Source organism: Streptomyces sp. NBC_01384 (assembly GCF_045040035.1).
In the GTDB taxonomy this organism is placed as follows: domain Bacteria; phylum Actinomycetota; class Actinomycetes; order Streptomycetales; family Streptomycetaceae; genus Streptomyces.
Window position 1 is genome coordinate 3,480,882 of sequence record NZ_CP109559.1, and the last position, 26,953, is coordinate 3,507,834.

Below are 26,953 nucleotides of genomic sequence, written 5' to 3' on the forward strand. Positions count from 1 at the left end.
GTGCAGCAGACCGGTGTTGTGAGTGGCGGCTGGAAGGATTGCCGTCTTGGCGGATGAGAACTTCGACTGGCGTTCTTTCCTGGTGCGGTGGAGCGAGGAGTGGGCGGACGCATGCAATGCCGACACCTCGCGCGGCGAGCAGGACGACGAGGCCCGGTGAGCACTGCTGCGCCTGGTAGAGCCAGACGAGACTCCCGCCCCCGGTTGGCGGCTCTCCCCGTCTTCGATGGCCCCGAGGACCTCAGTGAGCGCGTCGACGACTACTTGTACGGGGAATCCGCCTGACCTGCACGGACGGGGTTTCCAGCAGGCGCAAGCATGGGAACTCTCCATGCTGCGAGGGGATTGACACCTTCATCCCCCACGCCACCGTGATCTTCAGGCTCATGGCGGTTTCCGTGCTCGCCTTTGTCGTCCGCGTCGTTCCCGTTTTTCCCCGCCCCGTTCGGCTGGATGCGTCCTTCGCCGAAGCGCCGCCCACTGCTAGCGTCGGGCGAACTGGGAGACGGGGGCAGGCGGTGGCGGCAGCCGAGGCGATCGATCTGGTGGCGATGGGCGAGGACTTCGTCCGCGATCCGTATCCGGTTTACGCGGCGCTGCGCGAGCGCGGACCCGTGCACAAGGTGCGGATTCCGGAGGGTGCGGAGGCCTGGCTTGTCGTCGGGTACGAGGCCGGCCGAGCGGCGCTCGTAGATCCGCGGTTGTCCAAGCAGTGGAAGAACGCGTCGCCCACCTTTCCAATCCCCAGTCCATCTGCGGGCCCGCACATGCTCAACTCCGACCCGCCGGACCATGAGCGGCTGCGCAAGCTGGTCGTCCGTGAGTTCACTCCGCGCCGGATCGAACAGTTCGCGCCGCGCGTGCGGCAGATCACCGACGAGTTGATCGACGCGATGGTGGCGCTTCCGGACGGACGGGCCGAACTGGTCGAGGCACTCTCGTTCCCGCTGCCAATCTCGGTGATTTGCGAGCTGCTCGGCGTGCCGATGCTGGACCGGGCCGCGTTCCGCGCCTGGACCGGCACGATCCTCACTGACCCCGACCCGGGGGCGCGGCTGGCGGCGACGGGTGAGGTGGCAACGTATCTCGCCGAGTTGCTGGAGCGTAAGCGCCTGGCCCCGGGCCAGGACCTGATGAGCGCCCTGATTCGCACCACCGACGAGGAGGGCGACCGGCTGTCTGCGGACGAACTGCGCGGTACCGCCTGGCTGCTGCTGGTCGCGGGGCATGAGACCACGGTCAATCTGATCTCCAACGGCGTACTGGCCCTGCTGACCCATTCCGACCAAGTCGCCGCGCTGCGCGAGGACATGACGCTCATGGACAACGCAGTGGAGGAGATGCTGCGCTACGACGGGCCGGTGGAGACGCCGACGTTCAGGTTCACCACCGAGCCGGTCGAGATCGGCAATACGGTCATCCCCGGCGGTGGTGAGCTGGTCCTCGTGGCCCTGGCGGACGCAAACCACGACCCGGCACGCTTCCCCGACCCCGGCCGCTTCGACGTACGGCGGCCCGCCAATGGTCATGTCGCCTTCGGCCACGGCATCCACTACTGCCTCGGCGCGCCGCTCGCCCGCATGGAGGCTCGGATCGCGATCCGTGCTCTGCTGGAGCGCTGCCCCGACCTCGCCCTCGACGCCCACCCGGCCGCCCTGACCTGGCGCAACGGCATGCTCATCCGCGGCCCGCGTCAGCTGCCGGTCCGGTGGAAGTCCTGACCTCACGCTTGCCGAATACCTCATCCATGCTGGTCAGGCTCCATGCGTGTACTCGTAGAGGATGCCACCGCATTGCGTGCGTCTACGTTGCCCTTGCCGAATACCTCATCCATGCAGGTGCAAGCGGGTTTCGGGTGTGCTGGCCGTTGTCGCTGCAGTACACGCTCTCGCGCGGTCGGCGGTGTGCCCGGCATGGTGATCGGTCGTGCTGCTGAGACTGGCGTTGCGGGTGCCGACACATCATCCGCCCTGGTCACAGCTTTGATTGGCGATCTCCGATACAACTGCCGGCCTGTGGGGCTCGGTTATTCATCGCTGCTGGTCAAAGTGCCACGACTCCCCATGGGGGGTCTGCGACCCTGCTCGGGTGATCGTGTCGCTCCTGTACCAGGTGACCCGACGTCTGCTCTCTGTTCCGGCAGTGCTGTTGCGCCATGACACGGGCACTGCTGCCGAACTGCTCGTGTTGCGGCACGAGAATGCGGTGCTGCGACGCCAGCTCCATGTACCCGCACGGTACGAACCCGCGGACCGGCTGTGGTTCGCGGCCCTGTCCTCGCTGATCCCCCGCCGCCGCTGGACGCAGGTCTTCCCGATCAAGCCGGGCACACTGCTGGCATGGCACCGCAAGTTGGTTGCGCGTCGGTGAGACTACTCCCAGCGACGCCGCGGACCCGGACGGCCGCCCACGAACGCCGCCATCAAAAGGCGCGTGGTGCGCCTCGCTCAGGAGAACAGCCGATGGGGTCATCGCCGGATCAGGGGCGGCTCCAGACCGCGGACTCGGAGTGCCTGTGGCAGACGCTGTCCCGTTGCTGCCCACCATGACTTTGCCGCATGACCGGCATAGCCGAATGCGCCAACCGATCCGCGGGTGTCCCGGGCCGGCCGGGGTTGCGTGCCGAAACCGGTGACGATCCACGCCGAACCCCCGCGGAACCTGGCGTCGCAGCCGCGTTGCCCGGATGCCGTGGACCCCAACTCTCGCTACTCGGCCACCACGGCAAGAAGGGAGCCGCGGGCTCCCACAACGCCGATAGAGTGACATCCTGGAAGGGGGAACGAGGGCGCATGGCGAAGACCGCAAGGGAACGGCTGGCGAGGCTGCTGGGCGGCGCCGAGCCCACCGGATCGTTCAGCGCTCAGCTGTCGGCACCGGCGGACCTGCTCCGGCTCGAGGTGTCCGGTGTCGGGCCGGTCAAACTTCCGCTCCGCGCCCCCCTGGCGAAGAAGCTGATCGCGGTGGCGCGGCCGGCGAAGTTCGGGCGCGGGGACGCGACGCTGGCCGACCCCAGCGTCCGGGACACCTGGGAGCTGACCCCGGACCAGATCACTCTGGGCGGAACCGGCTGGCCGACACTGCTCGACAGCGCGCTGGAGCACTTCCGTGACGAGCTCGGGCTTCCACGCGGATCCCGCCTCCGTGCCGAGCTGCACTCGATGCTGGTGTACGGCAAGGGGCAGTTCTTCCTCCCCCACCAGGACTCGGAGAAGGACGACGCGATGGTGGGCTCCCTGGTGGTGTCACTGCCCTCGGCGCACACCGGCGGGGAACTGGTCATCGAGCACGGCGGGGAGAGCATCGCGTACCAGGCGTCGAAGGACGAGCTGACCCTCATCGCGTTCTACGCCGACTGTCGTCACCAGGTGACTCCGGTCAGGTCCGGTTACCGGGAGACCCTCACCTTCAACCTGCTCGCCGACGCCGGTTCCCCGGCCGTGGAGGCAGGTCCCGCCGCCGAGTCGGTGCGCTGCCTGACCGAGCACTTCAGCACGCCGGTCACCCCGCGATACTCACGCCGCGTCCTGCCCCCGCCGAACCGGCTGGTCTTCCTCCTCGACCACGAGTACACCCAGCGGGGCCTGAACTGGCAGCGCCTCAAGGGCGCCGACGCGGAGCGCGCCGCGCTGCTGCGCGCCGCGGCGGAGCAGGCCGGATGCGAGACGGTGCTGGCACTCGCCGAGGTGAAGGAGACCTGGGACGCTCTGCCCTCCGGCAGCGACCCATGGGACGACTACTACTACGAGGACGAAGAGGAAGAGGAGGACGACACCGGCGACGGCCCGAACGAGGATCCCGAGGACTACGAACTCAACGAGCTGATCGACGACGAGATCACCCTCGACTGGTGGACCGGACCGGACGGCGCCGGCGGTGAACCGATCTCGCTGCGCGTCAGCGAGGACGAGGTGTGTGCAGCCACCCCGAACGCGGGCCTGACTCCCTACCAGTCCGAGTACGAGGGCTACATGGGCAACTACGGCAACACGCTGGACCGGTGGTACCGGCGGGCCGCGGTCGTCGTGTGGCCGCGCGAGAGGGCGTTCGCGGCGCGTGCCGAGGCCGGGTCCTGGTGGGCCCTGCGTGAGCTCCGTGACCGCATCGACGCCGGGGATCTGGCGGGCGCACGCCGCGCGGCACAGTCGCTCGCGCCGTTCTGGTCCCAGCTGGGAACGAAGGCAGGACTGCTTCCGGCAGCCCTGGATGTGGCGGTGGGCCTGGATGCCGCCGGGCCTGCGGCGATGCTGCTTGAACCGTTCCGTGTGGAGCTGCTGGCGCAGGAGCACGCGGCCGGGCTGGCGGCAGCGGCTGAGCGGTACGGCGAGCAGTGGACCCGGAGCGTCGTCGACGGGTGGTTCGGGTCGAAGCGCGACCCGTACGGATCCGACCTGTCCGAGTGGGCCGACACCATGCTGCCGGGGCTGTGCGGGGCGCTGCGTGCCACCGGGAGCCCGCACGTGGCACAGCTCCTGGCCGCCGGGGCCTGGGGCTGGCTGGACAGCCGACTCCGGCTCTGGACCACCACCGCGCACAGCGATGTCCGCCGGCGACAGCTGGATCTCCTGAGCTCGCCCTTGGCGCGGCTACTGGAAGCGGCCGACGACACCCTGCACGACGAGATCACGGGAACGCTGCGCGAGTGCGCGGACACCGTACTGGAGTGTCTGATGCCGGCGCTGCGCCTGGCGGACGCGCGCGGGGCGGCGGGGCTCGACCAGGTCGCCCGGGACTGCGCGGAGCGGCTCGGCAGGATCGCCGCGACGCCGCCGCGCGACGAAGACGACTGGTCGATCGAATGGACCGGGTGCGGGTGCGACCTCTGCGACCGGCTGGGAACGTTTCTCGGCTCACGGACGCAGCGGACTTTGGAGTGGCCGCTGGCGAAAGACGGACGGCGGCACGTGCACTCCCGGATCGACGCGGCGGAGCTGCCGGTGCGCCACCAGACCCGGCGGCAGGGGCGGCCCTACACCCTGGTGCTGACCAAGACCGACAAGCTGTTCACCAGCGCCGCGCACGCGCGCGACGAGGCCACGGCCGACCTGGCGTGGCTGACAGCGACCCGGCGCACAGCGTGAGCGGGAACGGGCCGCCGTCACTCCGGACGGGTAACGCCCGCACCGCCGACGGGTGGTGCTGGCCCGTTAGGCTGCTGCGGTGACCGCGTCAACGTCCCCGTCCCCCGCGCTCGCCCTCGCCGCCGGCTCTTGCCGGCTGGCCGCGCGCGCCCGAACCCTCGCCGCCTGGCTCGGTCCGGGACGGGCACTGACCCCCACGGGCATGCCGAAACCCTCAGACGCCCCCGAGGCCGCCGCCACACTGGGCATCCCTGCGCCACGCCGGACACGCCGTGCCGCCGACATTCCCGAGCTCGGCGTGGTGTGGCGCTTCGCCCGCGCGGGCGGTTTCGTGATCATCGACGGCGGGCGGGGCCACGGCGCCGCAGCGGAGTCGGACTGGCCGAAGCTGCCGCCGGAGACCGTGGTGCGACGCTGGCTCGACGCCCTGTCGGCAGCCATCCCCTTCGGCACGGGCACAGAACGGCCGCGCGACGACGACGAGCACGCCACCTGCATCGCCCTCCTGCTGGCGGCATTGTCCACCGCCGACGACCCTGGGGACGCGGGTTGCGTCAGCGCCCGCATCCTCGAGATGACACGCGGCCGCCAGTGGCCGTTGTCCTGGCGCTGCTCCTTTCTCTGGACTCAGGAAGAGCACGGGTTCGAGCAGCTCCGCACCTTCCTCGTCGACGCGGGGGCGGCCGATGGCAACCGCGGCCTCACCTCGCTCGGAAGCTGGGCACTGGAGCAGCTGCGCCCGGCACAGATCTCACCGCGGATGAGCACCACCGACCTGCTGGGAGAGCTTCAGCGCCGCCCGCCCCGCGACCCCTACCCGGCGATCTGGCCATGGATCGAGGTCCAGGCCCCCGACACCGCGCTGCAAGGCCTGCTCGCCGAAGCCGGCCGGGCGGACACCCCGCGGCGCAGACTCGCCCTCGAACTCGCCGCCCAACTCCCCGTGGATTCCGACGAGCCGTGGCGCCAAGCCGCCGCCCACCCGGTCCTCGGCCCCCCGGCCCGCCGGATACTGTGGGACGACGACCCCACGCAGCAGGCACTCAGCCCACAGGACCTGCTCTGGCTGGCGGTCGACGAGTGCGCCGCGGCCTGGCTCGGCGACGACCCGGCACGCTTGCTCGAACGGTTCCACGACCTGCCGGGCGCCACCGGACCCGAGCGCCTGACCGCCCTGCACGGCAGCGGCCACCCCGATGCCGCGGCCCTCGCCGACCATCTGGCGCGCAGCGGCGCCGAACAGTCACAGCCCAGCGTGTACCAACTCAAGATCTCCCTGACCGGCTGGGGTGTATGGCGCCGGGTCCTGGTACGTCCCACCCTCACCCTCGGCGACCTGCACGAGGTCATCCGGACCGTCCTGGACTGGGACGGCGACCACCTGCACCTCTTCCAAGGATCCGACCGCCGCGCCTACGCCCCCCACTGGTGCGACCTGGACGCCGACGACGAGGACGCCGTCCTCGTCGCCGACGCGTTCCCCCGAAAGGGCAGCATCATGGGCTACACCTACGACCTCGGCGACTGCTGGCGCCACGAGATCACCTACCAGAAGACCCTCGCCGGCGGACCCAACACCGCACACCCGGTGTGCACGGCAGGGCACGGCGACAGCCCGATCGAGGATTCCCTGCCCGAGAACGAAGACGGAACGTACCCCACCGCGCCGTTCGCGATCGACGACATCAACGAGTGCCTGATCCGGGTGTTCTCACCCAACTGATACGGGGTCAACGAACGCTGCCCTTGCCGAATACCTCATACATGCAGGTGCAAGCGGGTTTCGGGGGTGCTGGCCGTGGTCGCTGCAGTCCGCGCTCTCGCGCGGTTGGCGGTGTGCCCGGCATGATGATCGGTCGTGCTGCTGCGACTGCGCTGGACATGAGTCGGCATGCGCTGGGCGTGAGAGCGTGACCGGGCGTTCGCGGGCCCTTCGTCCGGTCAGCCGTCCATCTGCCGGAAGCGCGTCTCGGCGAAGGAGAACGCCGTCGGCCGGACGGCGAACGGCGGCTGGAAGGCGTGGTCGAGCTGGGCGGTGAGGCAGATGGCGAACGCCACCGCGGCGCCGACGAAGCACAGACCCACCAGGTTGCGCGGATGGGAGGCGAGCCCGAGCACCGCGGGGAAGGCGATCAGAAAGCCACCGGCCACGAGCAGGGCGACCCAGACGATCCGCGGGATGCCGGCCCGTACCTCCGCGGCGCGGTCGGCACGGGTCTGGTAGACCGTCGCCAGGTTGGACTGGGCCGCGGACTTCGCCGCCTGCTGCTCCGGTCGCGGCGCGGGTGCCGCGTTGAGCGCCGCTCGTACGCTGTCCAGCGCGTGCCACGCCTCCATGCTGGTGTGGCCCTGGGCGAGCGCGGGGAACTCGACGCTCTTCACGTCGCCGGTATAGCGCTTGAGCAGGGTACGCACCGTGTTCCGGCCGGGGTCGGACAGGCTTCCCACCGCCCAGTAGGTGTCGGTCAGCGCGCGGGCCTCGTCGTAAGTACGGGCCCGCGCGGTGCTCAGCGTCGACCAGCTGCCGGCCACCTGAAAGCCCGTGAGCAGCACGAACGAGCTGAGCAGCACACCGCCGATGAGAGAGAGCGCCTGGCCGCTGAACTCACCGCTCGCCGCGCGCTGGCCGCGCCCGAGGAGCTTGGCGGTGACGAAGGCGAACAGGACGCCGCCGAGCGTGGCGAGAAAGCTGAGAACGTACATGGACATGACATACTCCGAGTGTGCGGTTGCGGCCGCAGCGGTCAGCGGCGGCGGCCGACGAAGCCGGAAGAGACCACGGCGGCGATGACGGCGGGAAGGAGAACGGCCGTCATCGTCAGCAGCCACCACGGCCCCGAGTCGTCGGGACGCGGATAGGGGGACTGCTGGACGGCTTGCGGGAGGATCACCCGCCGCGGCGGCTCACCCGGCCGTGGCGAAGGGGGGACGACGTTCACCGGTGCGTTGACGGCGGGCGGGGAGACGGCGGGGCCGGGCCGCACCGGGCGGACGTGCCGCACCGGCTGACGAGGCGGGACGGGCCGCACGGGTACGGGATGCCGCGGCGGCTGAGGCGGGGGTGAAGGGCTGGTCGGGGGCGGGACCGGTCTCGGCGCGGGCGGCACGGGAGGCTGCGGGGGCCGGGGTGGAGGGCCGCCCCGTCGGGCGCACCGACCGCCGACCGCGACGGACAATCCGCTTCCCGCCGGTCCGCCATGGCCGGGGACACCCCCGTCGCCCTCAACGACCACGATGGACAACACCATGCGCCCGTCGCCGTCGCAGATCCTCACGACGACCGCGCACCCGGAGCCGCCCGAGGGGGCGCGCGAGCATCCGAGCGACACATGGACCCCAGGACCCGAGCTGTGGAGTACGCCGCCGGATCCGCCGTATGCCGCCTGAGGTCCGGGCAGGACGCCTACGGGGCTGCCCGGACCTGGCGTGCCGGACTCCTGAGCCGGAAGAGCACCGGGCGTGCCGGTCGCGTGAGCCGGAAGAGCACCGGCCACGCTGACCACCACACCCAGCAGCACCGCGGCGGCGAACCGCCGTCCCTGGCCGCCGTCAGGCGCCCGCACCACGCGGGGTGCGGGACTCGGCGCCGCCAGGGGGCTCGCCATAGCCAGAGGGCTCGCGACCGCCGTCGGCGCGACCAACGGCGGCGGGCGATGGGGAGGGCACCTCAACGGTCGTTCACTTCCAGGCTGGTGCGGACCGCGCTTTCCAGCGCGCCCTCGATCCAGGCGGGTTTGAGACTGGTGTGCTCGCCCGCGAAGTGGACGCGTCCTTCCACGGTCCGGGTGGCGGCGTGGTGCTCGTGGAGCTGTCCCGGGGTGAAGATGACCGCCTCTCCCAGGGCGTAACGGGCCCGTGTCCAGGACTGGGTGGCCCCCACGCCGGTGAACTCGCGCCGCACCTGCGGGCCGAACATCCGCTCCAGGTTGTCCAGCGCGAACGCGTACCGTTCGCCCTCGGTGAGCGAGTCCCAGCGCATGGCGTCGTCCGACCAGGTGTAGGAGGCGAGAACCACCCCGCCCCGCGACCCCTCGACCAGGGACGGGAAGTAGGTGAAGCGGTTGGGGCTGTCGGAGACGCAGCCACCGCCGGTGAAGCCCTGGGCGCCCTTCTCCCAAAAGCGGGTCTTGAACTCCAGCAGCACCTTCGTCGCCGAGTCGTAGTGCAGTTCGGTGATGGCGCGCCGCTTCGGGTAGGACAGGGCCGGCTGGAAGTGGCAGAACCGCAGTGCGGAAAAGGGCGCGGTGACGATCGCGTAATCGGCTTCGAATGTCTGGACCGGGGCGTTGGGCGCGCCGTCACAGGACTCCTCGCTGCCGGTTTCCGCGGTCGTCTCGATCCGCACGCCCCCGGGCGTCTGGGTGAGTTTGGTCATCCGCCGGTTGAAGCGGATGACGCCGCTCAGCGACTCGGTGAGCTTGTCGGTCAGGGACGCCGTTCCCCCCTCCAGTTCCCAGTAACGGGAGGTCGGGTTGATGATGGCGCGGTCCATCAGCGTCGGGATGAGCGAATAGTGCAGCCGCGAGGTCATGTTCTCCAGCGTCCCGGCGGCCTCGACCTTGGCCAGCTCCCAGCCGGCGTGCTCGACGAGGAAGCGGTGCGTGGAGTAGTTGTCGAAGTCGTCGATGACCTTGGCCCATCCGGCGATCTGGGTGTCGATGCCGCCGGTCTGCGCGACCGTCACCGGCTTCAGCGCCTCGTCGACGGCCGCGGACATGGTGGTGGCCACCGAGGTCCCGAACGAGCGGTTGACCGCGCCCGGCGCGTGGGCGTAGTCGCCGCGCGACACGCGCAATCCGTTGACCTGGATGAGGCTGCGCATGGTGGCCGCCGGCGCACGGAAATCCGTCGGCCGGCCGTTGCTCCAGGTCTCCCCGGTGAACGACTTGTAGACCACCGGCGGAACGGTCCCGACGCCGCGGGCGCCGGGGGCGACGTCCGCGTTGTAGAAAAGGTGCCGTTTGACGCCGAACTTGTCGGCGAGCGCCAGCACCATCGGATGGAAATCCGGGAGCCGCATGGCCCCCGCCTCGGCGTGCAATGCCTTGTCGGAGAAAACACCCCGGAAGGTCTTGATGCGACCGCCCGTGCGGTTTCCGTTGGCTTCGACGATGACGACGTGGTGACCGGCTCCCTTGAGCAGGGCGGCGGCGACCAGTCCGGAAATTCCGGCCCCGACGATGAGGATTTTCTTCGGATGGGTCGTTTTGGGCAGGCCGTGGTCGATGAGGATCCGCAGATAGCGAAGTTTCAGATCCTCTCCGCGGTCCCCTACCAGAAGGAGTTTACGGGCGAGGTCGCGACTGGTATCCGTGGCCCGGTCGGCGGCCCTGGCCACGGAGAGGGCGTTGAGTGAGGAAGTGGCGGCGGCGGTCCCGGCGGCGAGGGCTGCGGCGGCGCCGAGGAATCCGCGCCGCCCCATCCCCTGAGACGTTTCAGATGTCACGACGAATACGCTAGGCGGGCGCCCGGTTACCTGTCATCAGCGCGGAACCAATATGGCAGGAATTCGCCATCACCCCCGGTCAAACCTTAATAAAGATAATCATCCTTGCAATTCGAATTGCCCTTCCTCTCGATGGCTGCGGTACTTCACACACAAACTCGGACGGCATCTGCAGAAACGTCGCGAGCACGACGGGTTTCTCCGTGAGATGACACGCCGGAGGCTCGCGCGAGCCCGCCGTTCACCGGTGTGCGGGCAGTCGGATCCCGAAGCGAGCCCCGCGTACGCCGGGTTCTCGCAGGCGCGACGACGACATCAAGCCATCGGTCGACGACGACCGGCGCACGGCCGTGCCGCACGGCGGACGAAGTGAACGCCCTCGCCCCGCCCGAAGTCCGGTCGGCCGTGCGGCGGTTGTGCGCCGCCGTGGCTGAAACCGCGCTCCGCCCGAACGACGCGGCAAGCAGAGCGATCCGGGTCTGGCGTGCGTGCTGTCGGCGATCAAGGCCACGGTCAAGGGCGAAGCTGTCGTAGTTGCGGTGGGCGAAGAACGACGACTGACGACAGATGACGAAACGTCAGAAAATCCAGCACGGATCCAGCCACCGGCACGCCAACGGGGCCGACCCCAACTCGGGCCGACCCCACCTGACCTGCACGTTTGCTAAATCACCGCGTCCACGCTATCGCCGCCACTAAACGTTGAAGCGGAACTCCACCACGTCGCCATCCTGCATGACGTAGTCCTTGCCCTCCATGCGGGCCTTGCCCTTGGCGCGGGCCTCGGCGACCGAGCCGGTCTCGACGAGGTCCTCGAAGGAGATGACCTCCGCCTTGATGAAGCCCTTCTGGAAGTCGGTGTGGATGACTCCGGCGGCCTCGGGGGCGGTGGCGCCCTTCTTGATGGTCCAGGCGCGGGATTCCTTGGGGCCGGCCGTCAGGTAGGTCTGCAGGCCGAGGGTGTTGAAGCCGACGCGGGCGAGGGTGGCGAGGCCCGGCTCCTCGGCGCCGACCGACTCCAGGAGCTCCATCGCGTCCTCCTCGTCGAGCTCGGCGAGGTCCGCCTCCAGCTTGGCGTTGAGGAAGATCGCCTCGGCGGGGGCGACCAGGGCGCGCTGCTCGGCCTTGAAGTCGTCGTCGACCAGCTCGTCCTCGTCCACGTTGAAGACGTAGAGGAACGGCTTGGTGGTCAGGAGGTGGAGGTCGTGCAGGAGCTCCTCCTTGCCGGAGCCCTGGACGATGCCGACCGAGAAGAGCGTGTCGCCCCTCTCCAGGATCTCCTTCGCCGCCTCGACCGCCGCGACCTTGGGAGCGGTGTCCTTCTTGATGCGCGACTCCTTCTGGAGGCGCGGCAGGACCTTCTCGATGGTCTGGAGGTCCGCGAGGATCAGCTCGGTGTTGATCGTCTCGATGTCGTCCTTGGGCGAGACCTTGCCGTCGACGTGCACGACGTTCTCGTCCTTGAACGCACGGATGACCTGGCAGATCGCGTCCGACTCACGGATGTTCGCGAGGAACTTGTTGCCCAGGCCCTCGCCCTCCGAGGCGCCCTTCACGATGCCCGCGATGTCCACGAAGTCGACCGTCGCCGGGAGGAGGCGCTGCGAGCCGAAGATCTCGGCCAGCTTGGTCAGCCGGGCGTCGGGGACGCCGACCACGCCGACGTTGGGCTCGATCGTGGCGAACGGGTAGTTGGCCGCGAGCACGTCGTTCTTGGTCAGGGCGTTGAACAGGGTCGACTTGCCGACATTGGGCAGACCGACGATTCCGATCGTGAGCGACACGTTGCGACTTCCCGTACGTGAGGGTGGGCGACAGGTCCGCGTGGAGCGCGGGCCGATCCACCAGTCTACGGGGTGCGGCGCCCCTTACCGGCGACCTGTCGAACGCATGGCCAAGGTCTGCTCATCGGCGTGTCTGAGGGCCTAATCCGCACATTAACCGACCTAAGTTGGTCCAGTGGAGCAACACAGGACGCGTCCCCCTCAGTACAGACCGCGACGCGGCGCACCCCTCCCCGCCCAAGTCGGGCGGGGAGGGGCCTGCGGTGTACGGAAAGGGGCGCCACCCGCGCGGCGGCCCGCGCCGGGGCCCGCGCGGGCCGGACGGCGGCTGCCGAACCCCCGGCTCACCGGGCTCGGCAGCGGGCTGTTCTGCGGAGCGACGATGTTCGCGCTCGCCTGCCTCGACGACCTGCTGTTCGGGGCGTCACTGGTGGTGTACGGGGTGCTGTTCCTGCCCGTCTGCGCGCTCACCGCGCTGTGGGTACGGCGGGGAGACCTCGTCACCGCGCCCGTCGTCGTGCCGATCGCCTTCGCGTTCGGGCTGCTGCCCGTCGCCGACGAGGGCGGCGGGATCGGGAGCCGGCTGATGGGGCTCGTCACCGCGCTCGCCACACAGGCGGGCTGGCTGTACGGGGGGACGCTGGTCGCGGGGGTCATCTCGACCGTACGCAAGGCACGGCTGATGTGCCGCAAGGCCGCCCGGCGCAGGGCGCAGGCTCCCCGCCCGAAGACCCGGCCGCGCCGCCGTCCGGTCTGACGGACGTGACCGCACCGGCGTACGCCCTCCCGGCCCGGCCCTTGCCCTCTCCCGGCCCGGCCCTTGCCCCGCGCTCCCCGGAGGGGCTAACCCGCCTTCGCCGCCCGCATCGCCGCGCCCACGATCCCCGCGTTGTTCTGCAGCTGCGCCGGGACGATCTCCGCCTTGATGCCCTCGATCAGCGGCAGGAACTTGTCGGCCTTGCGGCTGACACCGCCGCCGATGATGAAGAGCTCGGGCGAGAAGAGCATCTCCACATGGGCGAGGTACTTCTGGACCCGGTTGGCCCAGTGCTCCCAGGTCAGCTCCTGGTCCTCCTTGGCCTTGGTGGAGGCACGCGTCTCCGCGTCGTGACCGTGCAGCTCGAGGTGGCCCAGCTCCGTGTTCGGAACCAGTTCGCCGTCGATGAAGAGCGCGCTGCCGATGCCGGTGCCGAAGGTGAGCAGGAGGACCGTGCCCCGACGGTCGCGCCCGGCGCCGAACTCCATCTCGGCGACGCCCGCCGCGTCCGCGTCGTTCAGCACCGTCACCGGGAGGCCGCCCAGCCGCTCGCCCAGCAGGGCACGCGCGTCGGTGTCGATCCACGCCTTGTCGACATTGGCGGCCGTACGAATGGTGGCGCCGCCGGTGACCACCCCGGGAAAGGTGATGCCGACGGGCCCCGTCCAGCCGAAGTGCCCGACGACGTCCTTCACTCCGTCGGCCACCGCGTCCGGGGTCGCCGGATGCGGAGTGAGCACTTTGTAGCGCTCCTGCGCCAACTCGCCGCGGTCCAGGTCCACAGGGGCGCCCTTGATCCCGGATCCGCCGATGTCCACACCGAAGATCTGCATGGCCCTACGTTACGTCGTACGACTGACAGTCACTTCTCGGAGGGTGCGGACGCACCCGCCGTCCGCTGCGCCACCAGTGCCGCGGCCTCCGCGCGCAGATCGCGGCGCAGCTCCTTCGGCAGCGAGAAGGTGATGGACTCCTCGGCCGCCTTGACGATCTCGACGTCCTCGAAGCCACGGGCGGAGAGCCACTCCAGGACCTGCTCGACCAGGATCTCCGGGACGGAGGCGCCCGAGGTGACACCGACGGTCGTCACACCGTCCAGCCAGCCCTCCTCGATCTCGTCGGCGAAGTCCACGAGGTACGCCTCCCGGGCGCCCGCGAGCTTGGCGACCTCGACGAGGCGCACGGAGTTGGAGGAGTTGCGCGAGCCGACCACGATGACCAGGTCCGCTTCCTCACCCATCTGTTTCACCGCGAGCTGGCGGTTCTGCGTGGCGTAGCAGATGTCGTCGCTGGGCGGGGAGATGAGCTGCGGGAACTTCTCCTTCAGCGCGTCGACCGTCTCCATGGTCTCGTCGACCGACAGCGTGGTCTGGGAGAGCCAGACGACCTTGGACGGGTCGCGGACCTCGACCTTGGCGACGTCCCCGGGGCCGTCCACGAGGGTGATGTGGTCGGGCGCCTCGCCGGAGGTGCCGATGACCTCCTCGTGGCCCTCGTGCCCGATCAGGAGGATGTCGAAGTCCTCGTTCGCGAACCGGACCGCTTCCTTGTGGACCTTGGTGACCAGCGGGCAGGTCGCGTCGATGGTGGCGAGCTTGCCGGCCGCGGCCTCGTCGTGGACGACCGGGGCGACGCCGTGCGCCGAGAACATGACGATGGCCCCCTCGGGGACCTCCGCCGTCCGCTCGACGAAGATCGCGCCCTTCTTCTCCAGGGTCTGCACGACGTACTTGTTGTGGACGATCTCGTGGCGGACATAGATCGGGGCCCCGTACTGCTCCAGGGCCTTCTCGACGGCGATCACGGCGCGGTCCACGCCCGCGCAGTAGCCACGGGGGGCGGCGAGCAGGACACGGCGGCCAGGCGAAGCAGTCATGGCACCCATCGTAAGGCCGCGCCCGACGCGTCAGAGATCGCCTCCGACCGCCTTCGTGGATCGCCTCCGATCGCCTTCATGGTCGGGGACGCGTCCACGGACAGCGGGACTTCTCCGGCGCTCCGCGGCGGGGGACGGGTGTCAGTGGGGGCCGTTACGCTCGGGCGCATGGCTCTCAACACGTCCGCGGACGCCCCGCTGCCCGTCGGCGAGGTGTCGCGGCTCATCGGAGGATGGATCGACCGGCTCGGCGCGGTGTGGGTCGAGGGGCAGATCACCCAGTTGTCGCGGCGTCCCGGCGCGGGCGTCGTCTTCCTGACGCTGCGCGACCCGTCGTACGACATCTCCGTGAGCGTCACCTGCTTTCGGCAGGTGTTCGAGGCGGTCGCGGACGTGGTCAGCGAGGGGGCCCGCGTCGTCGTCCTGGCGAAGCCGGAGTGGTATGCGCCGCGGGGGCAGCTGTCGCTGCGGGCCACGGAGATCAAGCCGGTGGGGGTGGGTGAACTCCTCGCGCGGCTCGAGCAGTTGAAGAAGTCCCTGGCGAGCGAGGGGCTGTTCGCGGCCGAGCGCAAGAAGGCGCTGCCCTTCCTGCCGCAGCTCATCGGGCTGGTATGCGGGCGGGCGTCCGCGGCCGAGCGGGACGTGCTGGAGAACGCGCGGCACCGCTGGCCGGCCGTCCGCTTCGAGGTGCGCAACGTTCCCGTGCAGGGCGTGCACGCGGTGCCGCAGGTCGTGCAGGCCGTGAAGGAGCTGGACGCGCTCGACGACGTGGACGTGATCATCGTGGCGCGGGGCGGCGGCAGCGTGGAGGACCTGTTGCCCTTCTCGGACGAGCAGCTCGTACGGGCGGTCGCGGCCTGCCGTACGCCGGTCGTGTCGGCCATCGGGCACGAGCCCGACAACCCGTTGCTGGACTTCGTGGCCGACCTGCGGGCGTCGACGCCGACGGACGCGGCCAAGAGGGTCGTGCCGGACGTCGGGGAGGAGTACGAGCGGGTGCGGTTCCTGCGGGACCGGGCGCGGCGGAGCGTCCAGGCCTTCGTCGAGCGGGAGGAGCGCGGGCTCGCACACGCGCTGGCCCGGCCCTCGATAGAGGATCCGCACCGGATGGTCGACGAGCGCGCCGACCAGGTCGCCGCGCTGCTGGACCGCGGGCGGCGCACGCTCGGCCACCTCCTCGACCGCGCGGACTCGGAGCTGACGCACACCCGCGCGCGCGTGGTGGCCCTCTCCCCCGCCGCGACCCTCCAGCGGGGGTACGCGGTGCTGCAGAAGGCCGACGGGCATGTGGTCCGGGACCCGGACGAGGTGGCCGCGGGCGAGGCGCTGCGGGCGCGGGTCGCCGAGGGTGAATTCACGGTACGAGTCGATGCATAGGGTGGGCGCATGACCAGCAAGGTGGACGAGGCGCTCGGGTACGAGCAGGCGCGGGACGAGCTGATCGAGGTCGTACGCCGCTTGGAGGCGGGCGGTACGACCCTCGAGGAGTCCCTGGCGCTGTGGGAGCGGGGCGAGGAGCTGGCGAAGGTGTGCCGCCGCTGGCTGGAGGGCGCGCGGGCCCGACTGGACGCGGCGCTGACCGAGGAGGAGTCGGGGGACGGGGACGACGACTCCGAGTAACGATCACGACGTCTGCGACGGCGACGGCGACGGCGACTACGACCGCGCCTACGACCGCAACCGCGACCGCGACTGGCGATCGCTCCTCTCCGGACCTGGTGACACCCAGGTCCGGCCGGCTCCGGCCGCCCCTCCGGTGAGCCCATCGGCCCCGCCGATTCCCGGCTCACGCCCCCTTACTCACAGTCGCGACGATCTCACCAGCCCCCAACCCTGTGAAGCGGGTCACCCCACCCCCCTTTTGATTGAACTTTAAACCTCTGTGTCGTAGTGTCGGGACTGCCAACCGATCGCCCCGGATCCACTCGCGCATCCCGAGAAGGTTTCTTCATGTCTCTCGCCCTTGACCCCACCGCCCAGGACCTCCTGTTCCGCGAGGCCCGCACCGCGAACACGTTCACCGACGAGCCGGTGACCGACGAGCAGGTACAGGCGATCTACGACCTGGTCAAGTACGGCCCGACGGCCTTCAACCAGTCGCCGCTGCGCATCACCCTGGTCCGCTCCGCCGAGGCCCGCGAGCGCCTGGTGAAGCACATGGCCGAGGGCAACCAGCCGAAGACCGCCACCGCCCCGCTGGTTGCGATCCTCTCCGCGGACAACGAGTTCCACGAGGAGCTCCCCGCCCTCTTCCCGCACTTCCCGCAGGCCAAGGACCTCTTCTTCGCCGAGCGCCCGGCCCGTGAGGGTGCCGCCTCGCTGAACGCCGCCCTGCAGGCCGCGTACTTCATCATCGGCGTCCGCGCCGCCGGCCTCGCCGCCGGCCCGATGACCGGTGTCGACTTCGCGGGTGTCCAGGAGGAGTTCCTGGACGACGACCACACCCCGCTGATGGTCATCAACATCGGCAAGCCGGGCGATGACGCCTGGTTCCCGCGCTCCCCGCGCCTGGACTTCGACGAGGTCGTCACGACCGTCTGATCCCCCGCGGACGCGACAGCGCCTACGTACGAGAGGGGCCCCCGGCAATGGCGCCGGGGGCCCCTTCTCATGCGTGCGCGGACATCTCTCATGCGTGCTCATGCGTGCGCGGACATCGCGGCAGTACGCGGAGGTACTACGACGTCTTCAGCGCCTCCGCCATCTTCGTCAGCTGCCCGAACGACGCCGTCCCGGTCACCACCGTGGTCGAACCCTTGTCCTTGCGTACGAGGGCGTCGTACTTGTCGCCCTTGTACCGCAGCCAGGTCTGGTCACCGATCCGCTGGGTGGTCTTCGTCTCCGTGGCGCCCTGGCTGGCCGAGTCGATGAAGGCGGCCGGGCGCTGAGTGGACTGCTCGATCGCCACGTACTGACCGTCGGGGTCGTGGAAGCCCAGGTGCCAGGCATCGAACTGGGTGCCGTCATACCGCACCGAGGTCGCCTTCCACGCCGTCGGCAGACCCACGGGCGCCGCCACCGGATACGACGCCGCACGGCGCGCCGTGAGCAGCTCGACGCGGTAGTCGACGCGCTTGAGAGGAGGCGCGGAGTCGTCGTGCGGGATGAAGATGTAGATCACGCCCGCCATGAGCCCGATCAAGGCCAGGGAGAGAAGCATGTCCCGGACCGTCTGCTTGCCTTTCGTACCTGCCACGCCCCTATCGTCGCAGGTGCCCCGGCCTGCTCATCCGTGGGGCCCCCTGCTCATTTTGTCGGCCTGGCGATAGAGTCGGGACCAACCCTCATCCGGCCGTCGCCGTATCAGAAAGGTGCGCTCCGATGACCGAGCATCATCTGCCGTCCGAACTCGAGGTCCCCTCCGAGGCCCCCGACCGAAATCTCGCCCTGGAACTGGTCCGGGTCACCGAGGCCGCCGCGATGGCCGCGGGCCGCTGGGTCGGCCGCGGCGACAAGAACGGCGCCGACGGCGCCGCCGTACGGGCCATGCGCACCCTCGTCTCCACCGTCTCGATGAACGGCGTCGTCGTCATCGGTGAAGGTGAGAAGGACGAGGCCCCGATGCTCTTCAACGGGGAGCGCGTGGGAGACGGGACCGGTCCCGAGTGCGACATCGCCGTCGACCCGATCGACGGCACCACGCTGACCGCCAAGGGCATGAGCAACGCGATCGCCGTGCTGGCCGCGGCCGACCGCGGCACCATGTTCGACCCGTCCGCGGTCTTCTACATGGACAAACTGGTCACCGGGCCGGAGGCCGCCGACTTCGTCGACATCAACGCGCCCGTCTCCGTCAACATCCGCCGGGTCGCCAAGGCGAAGAAGTCCTCGCCCGAGGACGTCACCGTCGTCATCCTCGACCGGCCGCGCCACGACGGGATCATCAAGGAGATCCGCGAGACCGGCGCCCGCATCAAACTGATCTCCGACGGCGACGTCGCGGGCTCGATCCTCGCCCTGCGCGAGGGAACAGGCATCGACCTGCTCCTCGGCATCGGCGGTACGCCCGAGGGCATCATCTCCGCCTGTGCCGTGAAGTGTCTGGGCGGCACCATCCAGGGCAAGCTGTGGCCCAAGGACGACGGGGAGCGGCAGCGCGCGGTCGACGCGGGGCACGACCTCGACCGCGTTCTGCTCACCGACGACCTGGTCTCCGGCGAGAACGTGTTCTTCGTCGCCACCGGCATCACGGACGGCGAGCTGCTGCGCGGGGTGCGGTACCGGGCGGAGACCGCGACGACCGAGTCGATCGTGATGCGGTCCAAGTCGGGTACGGTGCGGCAGATTCGGTCCGAGCACCGGCTCAGCAAGTTGCGTGCGTACAGCGCGATCGACTTCGACCGGGCCAAGTAGCTCCGCGGGGTCGCTCCGCCGGGAGTGCCGGGGAGCTACGAGTAGTGGGTCACTGCGGGCGCGTTGTGGCCGGTCGCGCCCCGCGGCGGAGCCGCATATGTCACAGCCCCGCGTGCCTTACGGGGCGCGTGCCTTACGGGGCGCATGCCTTACGGGGCGCGTGCCTTACGGGGCGCGTGAAGAAGTGTGTACGCCGAAGGGGCCACCCCCGTGCGGAGGGGTGGCCCCTTCGGTGTGCGTGTGGGTCAGCCGGCTGCGGCTATCGTGCCTCGGGCGGCCTTCTTGAGTTCGACGTCTCGGCGGCGGCGTCGGGCCAGCACCACGCGGCGCTCGGCGGCGGTGAGGCCGCCCCAGACTCCGTACGGCTCGGGTTGCAGCAGCGCGTGTTCGCGGCACTCGACCATCACGGGACAGCGCGCGCAGACGCGCTTGGCCGCCTCCTCGCGGGACAGCCGGGCCGCGGTGGGCTCCTTGGAGGGCGCGAAGAACAGGCCGGCCTCGTCGCGTCGGCACACCGCCTCCGTGTGCCATGGGGCTTCCTGATCCCTGTCCCGCACTGGCGCCCGCTGGGCCGGAACGGCAGCTACCTGCAGGGACTGATGCGGCGGTTGCAGCACGGTCTACTCCTGACGACGGCTTCGCGAACGTGCCGGGCACCGCAGGAATTCCCGCAGCGCCCTCCAAGAGACGATGCAGCAAGCCCTACCCGCTGTGCGCGCGCCTATGCACTGAGTTCCGAAGAGCGGAGCCGGTGGTTCGAAACTGGGCGCGGGCGGCCGGACCTCTGCGCCCCGGGCGCCGTCGACTTCACAAGCGTCAACGGTCCAGGTGTTTGCGCAAACTCCGGTCCACCCGGTCCATCGCGCGGTCGAGGATGTCGGCGACCACCTTGCCGCGCTTGGGCCGTGCCTCGACGCTCCCCAGGACCGCCAGGCCCTCGACGTAGACCACGGGGGCGTCGGGGTCGCCCGAATCCATGGTGTGCGCCTCGAAGTTGCCGAGGACTCCGCCGCCGCTGCTGCGCACCGACACGTTCTCCGGGACACGGATGTCGACGCTGCCGAAGACCGCTATCGCCTTGATCGCGACCTGCTGGTACTCGAAGATCGCCTCGCTGAGGTCGATCTCCACGGTGCCGAAGACGGCGTACGCGTGGATGCGGCGCCCGGCGCGCCAGCGGCCCTTGCGCGCCGCGGTGCTGAACACCGCCACCACGTTCTCGTCGGCCTCCGCCGGGATCGGGCCCACCGCGGGGCGGTTGGGCACGCTCGCGTACGCGGGGGCCGCGCGGCCCGCGCGCTCGGCGGGCAGGTCGCGGACGAACTGGTCGAGCTCGCCGACCGTCTTCGTGGCCAGCACTCCCTCGACCCGCTCGGCGTGCTCGTCGGCGGTGAGGCGCCCCTCGGCGAGGGCCTCGCGCAGGATGTCGGCGATCCGGTCACGGTCGGCGTCGGAAGCCCGGAGTTCGGCGACGGAGGCACTGGTTTCGGTGCGCTTCTGAAGGTCCACGACAGCAGGGTACCCAAACGCGATAGATCGCGACTACCCCTTCTCGCGACCTGTGGAAAGCCGACAGACGGGTACGTCCATCGCCCGAACTGAGCCTTACCTCACAGACTCGCCGTCCGCGTCAGGTTCTACGCTGGTGGACGCTGCCAATGGAGGCAAGCGGCTGTCTGTCGAGTGAGGAATGGGCGAGATGCCTGAGTTCGCGTACACCGATCTGCTCCCCCAGGGAGAGGACACCACCCCGTACCGGCTGGTGACCTCCGAAGGTGTCTCCACCTTCGAGGCCGACGGGCGGACGTTCCTCAAGATCGAGCCGGAGGCGCTGCGCAAGCTCGCCGCGGAGGCCATCCACGACATCCAGCACTACCTGCGGCCCGCGCACCTGGCCCAGCTGCGGCGCATCATCGACGACCCGGAGGCGTCCGGCAACGACAAGTTCGTCGCCCTGGATCTGCTGAAGAACGCGAACATCGCGGCCGCCGGAGTGCTGCCCATGTGCCAGGACACCGGCACCGCGATCGTCATGGGCAAGCGCGGGCAGAACGTGCTCACCGAGGGCGGCGACGAAGAGGCCCTCTCGCACGGCATCTACGACGCGTACACCAAGCTGAACCTGCGCTACTCGCAGATGGCTCCGCTCACCATGTGGGAGGAGAAGAACACCGGCTCCAACCTCCCGGCGCAGATCGAGCTGTACGCGACCGACGGCGGCGCCTACAAGTTCCTGTTCATGGCCAAGGGCGGCGGTTCGGCGAACAAGAGCTTCCTCTACCAGGAGACGAAGGCCGTTCTGAACGAGGCCTCCATGATGAAGTTCCTGGAGGAGAAGATCCGTTCGCTGGGCACGGCCGCCTGTCCGCCGTACCACCTGGCGATCGTCGTCGGCGGTACGAGCGCCGAGTACGCCCTGAAGACCGCGAAGTACGCCTCCGCGCACTACCTGGACGAGATCCCGGCCGAGGGCTCGGAGCTCGGCCACGGCTTCAGGGACAAGGACCTGGAGGAGAAGGTCTTCGAGCTGACGCAGAAGATCGGCATCGGCGCGCAGTTCGGCGGCAAGTACTTCTGCCACGACGTGCGCGTGGTGCGCCTGCCGCGGCACGGCGCGTCCTGCCCCGTCGCGATCGCGGTGTCCTGCTCCGCCGACCGGCAGGCCGTCGCGAAGATCACCGCCGAGGGCGTGTTCCTGGAGCAGCTGGAGACCGACCCCGCGCGCTTCCTGCCGGAGACCACGGACGAGCACCTGGACTCCGCCGCGGACGACGTCGTCAGGATCGATCTCAACCAGCCGATGGACGACATTCTCGCCGAGCTGACGAAGTACCCCGTCAAGACCCGCCTCTCGCTCTCCGGCCCGCTCGTCGTGGCACGCGACATCGCGCACGCCAAGATCAAGGAGCGGCTGGACGCGGGCGAGGAGATGCCGCAGTACCTGAAGGACCACCCGGTGTACTACGCCGGTCCGGCGAAGACCCCCGAGGGCTACGCGTCCGGTTCCTTCGGCCCGACGACCGCCGGCCGCATGGACTCCTACGTGGAGCAGTTCCAGGCGGCGGGCGGCTCCAAGGTGATGCTCGCGAAGGGCAACCGGTCCGCTCAGGTCACCAACGCCTGTGACGCGCACGGCGGCTTCTACCTCGGCTCCATCGGCGGCCCCGCCGCGCGGCTCGCCCAGGACTGCATCAAGAAGGTCGAGGTCGTCGAGTACGAGGAGCTCGGCATGGAGGCCGTCTGGAAGATCGAGGTCGAGGACTTCCCGGCGTTCATCGTTGTCGACGACAAGGGCAACGACTTCTTCCAGAATCCGGCCCCGCAGCCGACGTTCACATCGATCCCGGTCCGGGGGCCCGGGCTGGCGTAGCGCCTTCGGGGCGACCGGGGATGGATTTCGCCCCCGCCGCCCCGAACAGCCTCGCCCTCGAACGCCCGGACAGGCCGGGTCTTCGGGACGCCTCATCGCACCCGTCGACCGCCTGGGTGCCGTCCCGGTTCGCCCCGATGCCGTCCCACTTCGTCCCAGGAACGGATGGGACAGCATTTTCGGGAGCTTTGCCGGAAACCCTCCGTGATGACTGGATCACAGCCTGTGGTCTGCAAGTCATCTCGGAGGGAAATCCCATGATTAGTCGCATCTTGCGCGGCGTCCTGGTGGCCGCCATCGCGGCTGTCGCCGTCTTCCCGGTGACAGCCGTCGCCTCCGCCGCCCCGGCCACGCACGTTCCCGGCCGGGGCACCCCGCCCTCGCCGGCCGCGTCGTCGAGCTGGTACCTCACCGTCCCGCAGTCCTCGGTCCCGAGCCTGCCCGGCCCCCAGCGCGCCCCGCACACCAAGCCGCAGGCCCCGATCCACCACCACCGGCACCCCGTGGCCCACCACGCCCGGCACCACGTCACCCGCCACGTCACGGGCCGTGTGACGACCCACCACCTGCGGCTGCATGTCCGGTCCGGACCGGGCACCGGCTATCGGATCATCGGCTCGCTGCGGACCGGCCGGGTGGTGACCATCATCTGCAAGAAGCAGGGTTCCAACATCCTGGGCAACCGGCGCTGGTACAAGCTCGGCCACCACAAGGGCTACGTCTCCGCCTACTACGTCCGCAACCGCGGCGTCGTCCGCTGGTGCTGACAAACACCTCGCCGCTCGGCTCCCGCATTCCGGCAACGCGCGGCTCCTGAGAGCCGGCAGCGCTCGGCCCTGAGATCCGGCGCCGGCCGGCGGGGCGAGGTCCACCCCGCCGACCGGTCCGACAAGTCGATCAGCCGACGACCCCACTCCCTTGACGAAACAGCAGGTCAAGTCCCCTTCATATGCGGTTCGCATTCGGGCGATCGGGGTGTGCCCGGGCACCGCGCGAGGGAACACATCAGGGCGGTCACCCCGGCAGGGCGAGGGAGCGAGATGGAGCGCGACGTGACGGTCAAGAGGCAGCCGCTGCCCGACTCCTCGGACGACGAGGAGCAACTCCTGCGGGAGCGACTCCGCAGGCTCAAACAACGGACAGGGCTGAGTCTGGCCGCGCTGGCCTCCGCCACCCCGTTCAGCAAGTCGACCTGGCACCGCTATCTCAACGGTGATCAGTTCCCGCCCCGTTCGGCGGTCGAGTCCCTCGGCCGGCTGGCGGACACCGACCCCGGTCCCCTCCTCTCCCTGTGGGACGCCGCGTCCCGGGCCCAGTCCAGAGCGGCGAACCCGCCTCCGCAGGCCCCGCCCTCACAGGCCCCGGTCCCACAGGCCGCGGTCCCACAGGCCCTGGTCCCGGACGCGTCGGTTCGGGGCCGGCGCGTCCGGCAGCCGAACCGGGCCGTCGTCACCCTCGCGGCGATGGCGGCCACGGTGGTGGTCACCGCGGGCGCCGCCGAGGTCCTCGACCCCGACCGCCCCGCGGCCCCCGGCCCCGTCGCCCCCGGCCCCGTCGCCCCCTGCCGCGGCCGGGGCTGCCAGGGGCAGTTCCCGACCGCCGAGACCTGCGGCCGTGACGCGCGTACGGAGAGCACCGTCACACGCGCCAGGCAGGTCGTGCTGCTGCGTTTCTCCCCGTCGTGCGCGACGGTCTGGTCCGAGGTCCACACCACGACGGGCGGTGCGCGGGAGATCTCGATCAGATCGGACGAGGACGAGCTGTCCGCCGCCTACCCGGGCGACCCCTCCGACGGCTACAGCAGCCCGATGCTGGCCGTGTCGAGCCCGCGCGGTGCGGAGGCCTGCGCCAAGGTCGGCGGAGAGTCCGCGTGCACCGGCCCGCTCGGCGGCGCACCGAAATGACTCCCAGGCCACGGAACTGACTCCCAGGGAAAACGCGAGCGGACTCCCCCGGGAACACGTGTCCCGTGTTCCCGGGAACACGGGACACGTCCGCGATGCTGTCCCCACTGGAGGTGATCGTCGATGGCCGACGAACAGGCAGCAGCCCCGTACCGGATCGAGCACGACTCCATGGGTGAGGTCAGGGTGCCCGCGGACGCGAAGTGGCGGGCCCAGACCCAGCGGGCCGTGGAGAACTTCCCCGTCTCGGGTCAGCGTCTGGAGCGCGCGCACATCGAGGCGCTGGCGCTGATCAAGGGCGCGGCCGCCAAGGTCAACGCGCAGCTGGGGGTGGTCGACAAGGACGTGGCCGAGGCCATCCAGGAGGCGGCCGGCGAGGTCGCCGAGGGGCGCTGGGACGCGCACTTCCCGGTGGACGTCTTCCAGACGGGTTCCGGTACGTCCTCCAACATGAACACCAACGAGGTCATCGCCACGCTCGCGACCGAGCGGCTCGGCAGGGGCGTACACCCCAATGACCACGTGAACGCCTCGCAGTCGTCGAACGACGTCTTCCCGTCCTCGATCCACATCGCCGCCACCGCCGCCGTCACCCGCGATCTCATTCCGGCCCTGGAACACCTCGCCGCCGCCCTGGAGCGGAAGTCGCGGGAGTTCGCGGACGTCGTGAAGTCGGGGCGTACGCATCTCATGGACGCCACGCCAGTGACGCTCGGACAGGAGTTCGGGGGGTATGCGGCCCAGGTGCGGTACGGCGTAGAGCGCCTCCGGGCCGCGCTGCCCCGGCTCGCCGAACTGCCGCTGGGCGGGACCGCCGTGGGCACCGGGATCAATACGCCGCCCGGGTTCTCCGCGGCCGTGATCGCGGAGGTGGCGCGCTCCACCGGGCTGCCGCTCACCGAGGCCCGCGACCACTTCGAGGCGCAGGGCGCGCGGGACGGGATCGTCGAGACGAGCGGGCAGCTGCGGACCATCGCCGTCGGGCTGACGAAGATCGCCAACGATCTGCGGTGGATGGCGTCCGGGCCGCGCACCGGGCTGGCCGAGATCAGTCTGCCCGACCTTCAGCCCGGCTCCTCGATCATGCCCGGCAAGGTGAATCCGGTCATTCCCGAGGCCGTGCTGATGGTCGCGGCGCAGGTGATGGGCAACGACGCGACGGTCGCCGTCGCCGGGGCCGCCGGCAACTTCGAGCTGAACGTCATGCTTCCGGTCATCGCGAAGAACGTCCTCGAATCCGTCCGGCTGCTCACCAACGTCTCGCGGCTGCTCGCCGACCGTACCGTCGACGGGATCGTCGCGCACCGCGAACGGGCCCGCGAGTACGCCGAGTCGTCTCCCTCGGTCGTGACGCCGCTCAACAAGTACATCGGGTACGAGGAGGCCGCGAAGGTGGCCAAGAAGGCACTGGCGGAGCGCAGGACGATTCGCCAGGTCGTCCTGGAATCCGGGTACGTGGAGCGCGGTGACCTCACCCTGGAGCAGCTCGACGAGGCGCTCGATGTCCTGAGGATGACGCATCCGTAAACGGTGTTCACTCCCCGGATGACCTTGGAGGCCGTTGAATGACGCCTCCGTTACGTCATTCGCTCCATGGCGCGAACCGTGACGCGCGCCGCAGCGTCGTATGCCTGGGGCACCTAATATCTGGTCATGGCAGAGGGTGGAGCGGTGCGGCGCATGGAAGCAGGCGGGTCGACGGTGTACTGGGCCCCCGGGAGTCACATCCTGTGGCGGTACCGGGAGAACGCCGGCGAGCGCTTCCACATCTGCCGCCCCGTGACCGTCGTACGGGACGACGAGGAACTGCTCGCGGTGTGGATGGCGCCCGGCACGGAGTGTGTGAAGCCGGTGCTCGCCGACGGTACGCCGGTGCACGGGGAACCGCTGGAGTCCCGCTACACCAAGGCGCGGACGGTGCAGCGAGGCCGCTGGTTCGGCACCGGAGTGCTGAAGCTCGCGCGGCCCGGTGAGCCCTGGTCGGTGTGGCTTTTCTGGGAGTCGGGCTGGCGGTTCAAGAACTGGTACGTGAACCTGGAGGCGCCGCTGGCCCGTTGGGAGGGCGGGGTCGACTCCGAGGATCACTTCCTGGACATCTCCGTGCACCCGGACCGCAGTTGGCGCTGGCTCGATGAGGATGAGTTCGCACAGGCGCAACGGGCCGGTTTGATGGATACTCAACTGGCCGGGCAGGTGAGGGAGGCGGGACTGCGGGCGGTGGAGGTGATCCGTGCATGGGGTGCGCCGTTCTCGGACGGCTGGCAGCGTTGGCGCCCGGATTCCTCCTGGCCGGTTCCCGCCCTGCCGGATGACTGGGACCGTACGCCCGCGCACGTATCCTCGTGAGACCCTTGATGCGCCCCCGTGGTACAACCGTAGGAT

The 26,953-nt window shown here is 69.9% G+C and carries 22 protein-coding genes and 1 pseudogene; 14 read left to right on the plus strand and 9 right to left on the minus strand.

Features of this window, described 5'->3' with window-relative positions:
* The first annotated feature begins 551 nt into the window (after nt 1-551).
* The 4 genes and pseudogenes from OG747_RS15750 (at nt 552) to OG747_RS15765 (ending at nt 6,804) form a co-directional block, all read left to right on the plus strand.
* Nucleotides 552-1,721: a cytochrome P450 gene (locus OG747_RS15750; protein ID WP_405885549.1), complete on the plus strand. Its 1,170-nt coding sequence runs from the start codon at nt 552-554 to the stop codon at nt 1,719-1,721.
* A 367-nt stretch (nt 1,722-2,088) separates the two neighbouring features.
* Nucleotides 2,089-2,487 (plus strand): annotated as a pseudogene (locus tag OG747_RS15755) (integrase); the annotation flags it as partial.
* Nucleotides 2,488-2,792: 305 nt separating this feature from the next.
* Nucleotides 2,793-5,081, plus strand: a complete 2,289-nt coding sequence (locus tag OG747_RS15760) for a 2OG-Fe(II) oxygenase (RefSeq protein ID WP_405879960.1) — start codon at nt 2,793-2,795, stop codon at nt 5,079-5,081.
* Between the two features lie 79 nt (nt 5,082-5,160).
* Nucleotides 5,161-6,804, plus strand: a complete 1,644-nt coding sequence (locus OG747_RS15765; RefSeq protein WP_405879961.1) for a plasmid pRiA4b ORF-3 family protein — start codon at nt 5,161-5,163, stop codon at nt 6,802-6,804.
* A 218-nt stretch (nt 6,805-7,022) separates the two neighbouring features.
* On the opposite strand, the gene OG747_RS15770 is transcribed toward OG747_RS15765, so the two are convergent.
* From OG747_RS15770 to ychF, 4 genes are all read right to left on the minus strand, one after another.
* Nucleotides 7,023-7,790 (minus strand): hypothetical protein, encoded by a 768-nt coding sequence (locus tag OG747_RS15770; RefSeq protein ID WP_405879962.1) that lies wholly within the window; start codon nt 7,788-7,790, stop codon nt 7,023-7,025.
* A gap of 35 nt (nt 7,791-7,825) precedes the next feature.
* Nucleotides 7,826-8,083 (minus strand): hypothetical protein, encoded by a 258-nt coding sequence (locus OG747_RS15775; RefSeq protein ID WP_405879963.1) that lies wholly within the window; start codon nt 8,081-8,083, stop codon nt 7,826-7,828.
* Between the two features lie 665 nt (nt 8,084-8,748).
* Nucleotides 8,749-10,503, minus strand: a complete 1,755-nt coding sequence (locus tag OG747_RS15780) for a flavin monoamine oxidase family protein (protein ID WP_405885550.1) — start codon at nt 10,501-10,503, stop codon at nt 8,749-8,751.
* A gap of 719 nt (nt 10,504-11,222) precedes the next feature.
* Nucleotides 11,223-12,311, minus strand: a complete 1,089-nt coding sequence (ychF, locus tag OG747_RS15785) for a redox-regulated ATPase YchF (RefSeq protein ID WP_405879964.1) — start codon at nt 12,309-12,311, stop codon at nt 11,223-11,225.
* Nucleotides 12,312-12,693: 382 nt separating this feature from the next.
* Between ychF and OG747_RS15790 the strand changes: the two genes are divergently transcribed.
* Entirely contained in the window at nt 12,694-13,068 is a 375-nt protein-coding gene (locus OG747_RS15790; protein WP_405879965.1) for a DUF6542 domain-containing protein, read from the plus strand.
* Nucleotides 13,069-13,154: 86 nt separating this feature from the next.
* Here OG747_RS15790 and ppgK read toward each other — a convergent pair whose 3' ends face one another.
* Both ppgK and OG747_RS15800 read right to left on the minus strand, forming a co-directional pair.
* Nucleotides 13,155-13,901: a polyphosphate--glucose phosphotransferase gene (gene ppgK / locus OG747_RS15795; RefSeq protein ID WP_405879966.1), complete on the minus strand. Its 747-nt coding sequence runs from the start codon at nt 13,899-13,901 to the stop codon at nt 13,155-13,157.
* Between the two features lie 29 nt (nt 13,902-13,930).
* Entirely contained in the window at nt 13,931-14,953 is a 1,023-nt protein-coding gene (locus OG747_RS15800) for a 4-hydroxy-3-methylbut-2-enyl diphosphate reductase (RefSeq protein WP_405879967.1), read from the minus strand.
* Nucleotides 14,954-15,112: 159 nt separating this feature from the next.
* On the opposite strand from OG747_RS15800, the gene xseA reads away from it, so the two are divergent.
* The 3 genes from xseA to OG747_RS15815 all read left to right on the plus strand — a co-directional run bounded on the left by xseA (nt 15,113) and on the right by OG747_RS15815 (nt 17,485).
* Nucleotides 15,113-16,321, plus strand: coding sequence for an exodeoxyribonuclease VII large subunit (gene xseA, locus OG747_RS15805; RefSeq protein ID WP_405879968.1), 1,209 nt, complete (start codon nt 15,113-15,115; stop codon nt 16,319-16,321).
* 9 nt (nt 16,322-16,330) lie between these two features.
* Nucleotides 16,331-16,564: an exodeoxyribonuclease VII small subunit gene (locus OG747_RS15810; RefSeq protein WP_405879969.1), complete on the plus strand. Its 234-nt coding sequence runs from the start codon at nt 16,331-16,333 to the stop codon at nt 16,562-16,564.
* Nucleotides 16,565-16,894: 330 nt separating this feature from the next.
* Nucleotides 16,895-17,485, plus strand: coding sequence for a malonic semialdehyde reductase (locus OG747_RS15815; RefSeq protein WP_405879970.1), 591 nt, complete (start codon nt 16,895-16,897; stop codon nt 17,483-17,485).
* 136 nt (nt 17,486-17,621) lie between these two features.
* Here OG747_RS15815 and OG747_RS15820 read toward each other — a convergent pair whose 3' ends face one another.
* Nucleotides 17,622-18,140: a DUF4245 domain-containing protein gene (locus tag OG747_RS15820; RefSeq protein WP_405879971.1), complete on the minus strand. Its 519-nt coding sequence runs from the start codon at nt 18,138-18,140 to the stop codon at nt 17,622-17,624.
* A 125-nt stretch (nt 18,141-18,265) separates the two neighbouring features.
* Between OG747_RS15820 and glpX the strand changes: the two genes are divergently transcribed.
* The gene (glpX, locus tag OG747_RS15825) at nt 18,266-19,297 is read left to right on the plus strand and encodes a class II fructose-bisphosphatase (protein WP_405879972.1); all 1,032 of its coding nucleotides are present in this window, start codon (nt 18,266-18,268) and stop codon (nt 19,295-19,297) included.
* Nucleotides 19,298-19,542: 245 nt separating this feature from the next.
* On the opposite strand, the gene OG747_RS15830 is transcribed toward glpX, so the two are convergent.
* The gene (locus OG747_RS15830; RefSeq protein ID WP_168510855.1) at nt 19,543-19,914 is read right to left on the minus strand and encodes a WhiB family transcriptional regulator; all 372 of its coding nucleotides are present in this window, start codon (nt 19,912-19,914) and stop codon (nt 19,543-19,545) included.
* A 199-nt stretch (nt 19,915-20,113) separates the two neighbouring features.
* Nucleotides 20,114-20,806, minus strand: coding sequence for a DUF1707 domain-containing protein (locus tag OG747_RS15835; RefSeq protein ID WP_405879973.1), 693 nt, complete (start codon nt 20,804-20,806; stop codon nt 20,114-20,116).
* Nucleotides 20,807-20,996: 190 nt separating this feature from the next.
* Here OG747_RS15835 and OG747_RS15840 point away from each other — a divergent pair, with 190 nt between their 5' ends.
* The 5 genes from OG747_RS15840 (at nt 20,997) to OG747_RS15860 (ending at nt 26,917) form a co-directional block, all read left to right on the plus strand.
* The gene (locus tag OG747_RS15840; protein ID WP_405879974.1) at nt 20,997-22,667 is read left to right on the plus strand and encodes a fumarate hydratase; all 1,671 of its coding nucleotides are present in this window, start codon (nt 20,997-20,999) and stop codon (nt 22,665-22,667) included.
* Nucleotides 22,668-22,924: 257 nt separating this feature from the next.
* The gene (locus OG747_RS15845) at nt 22,925-23,434 is read left to right on the plus strand and encodes an SH3 domain-containing protein (RefSeq protein ID WP_405879975.1); all 510 of its coding nucleotides are present in this window, start codon (nt 22,925-22,927) and stop codon (nt 23,432-23,434) included.
* A gap of 285 nt (nt 23,435-23,719) precedes the next feature.
* The gene (locus tag OG747_RS15850) at nt 23,720-24,571 is read left to right on the plus strand and encodes a DUF2690 domain-containing protein (RefSeq protein ID WP_405879976.1); all 852 of its coding nucleotides are present in this window, start codon (nt 23,720-23,722) and stop codon (nt 24,569-24,571) included.
* Nucleotides 24,572-24,694: 123 nt separating this feature from the next.
* On the plus strand, nt 24,695-26,098 hold the full coding sequence (locus tag OG747_RS15855) for a class II fumarate hydratase (RefSeq protein ID WP_405879977.1): 1,404 nt from the start codon (nt 24,695-24,697) through the stop codon (nt 26,096-26,098).
* Between the two features lie 126 nt (nt 26,099-26,224).
* Complete coding sequence (locus OG747_RS15860) at nt 26,225-26,917, plus strand: DUF402 domain-containing protein (RefSeq protein WP_405879978.1); 693 nt, start codon at nt 26,225-26,227, stop codon at nt 26,915-26,917.
* Nucleotides 26,918-26,953: the final 36 nt, after the last annotated feature.